General features: G+C 63.0%; 1 pseudogene. It reads right to left on the bottom strand.

The window, feature by feature from the left end:
- Positions 1 to 24 precede the first annotated feature (24 nt).
- A pseudogene (locus tag AC1DVW_RS29660) lies at positions 25 to 963 on the bottom strand (IS110 family RNA-guided transposase).
- Positions 964 to 1,163: the final 200 nt, after the last annotated feature.

The following is a 1,163-nucleotide window of genomic DNA, read 5'->3' as shown; positions in this document are numbered from 1 at the left end:
GGGGGAGAGCGACTATCTGGGGTGTCAAGTTGCATTGGCGAACTCGGCTCGCGCGTCGCGTGCTTTTGCATTGAGAATGACGAGCAGTTTTCTGGCTAGCGCGATGCGGATGAGCATTTTGGGTTTTCCCGCCTGTTGCAACCGTTGAGCGAAAGCTTTGAGATGGAGATCGAACTTGGCCACGATGGCCGCGACGATGAAGAGGATACCCCGCGGCCCGGTGCGTCCGCCACGCACATGCCTGTTGCCGGTGCGCCTGCCACTGTCGTTGGCGATTGGGGCGAGGCCTGCCAGCTTGGCGATGGCCTTGTTGGAGATGAGGCCGATCTCGGGCAGTTCGGCCATCAGGCGAGCGACGGTGCGGCCGGCCACACCCTTGAGCGAACGGAAGGCCTGCCCCAGCTTGGCCCACAGCGGATCGTCGTCGATCATCGAGGCGATCTCGCCTTCCAGGCGCCGCTCCTCGCGCTTGAGGAAGGCCAGCATGGCCTCGATGCTGGCGCATGTCTCGGCATCGCGTGCGGCACTTCTGCGCTGCTTGTTGACAGTCGCATCGCCGACAACCTGGCAAAGCCGCCCAACCAGCGCAGCAAGGCGCTACTGGGTCGTGCTGGGCGGTGGCGTCGGGACCGTCTTCTTGACTGCGCTATAATGGGCGATGACGGCAGCGTCGATCCGGTCGGTCTTCTCCAGATAGCCCATCGCCTCGGCGAAGCGGCGTACGCTTCTGGCATTGACCAGGGCGCACGGCATGCCGTGCGCCCACAAAAGCATGAAGCCCAGCCGCTCATAGCCGCCCGACGCCTCCATCACCGCGTGGTCTGCGCCATGGCTGCGGCAGAACAGCCAAAGAGCTGCAATCCCCGTCGCGTCGTTGGCGAAGCGCTCTGCTGCCCCGCCGGGCCACAGATGCGCGTCCAGCCAATCCTTAGAAACATCAACTCCACAAATGATCTTGTTCACGGTAACCTGCCTTGTGCGTACGGTTGGAACCAAGCGACTGTTCGGTCGTGCGTGACGAAGGCGAAGATCCCAAGCTCTCCCGCGGCTGTAACCTCAGGTGGTACGGGCGACTTCACCAAGCCAAGGTCCGGGCGGCCGCCCGGACCTTGGCTCAACCGCTTCAATCCCACGAAATCTCTCTCGTGCAGATACAAGGTGGC

Source organism: Mesorhizobium sp. P3_B5 (assembly GCF_056402815.1).
The sequence above is the reverse complement of the archived record's forward strand: the minus strand, read 5'-3'. Positions and strand labels throughout refer to the sequence as shown.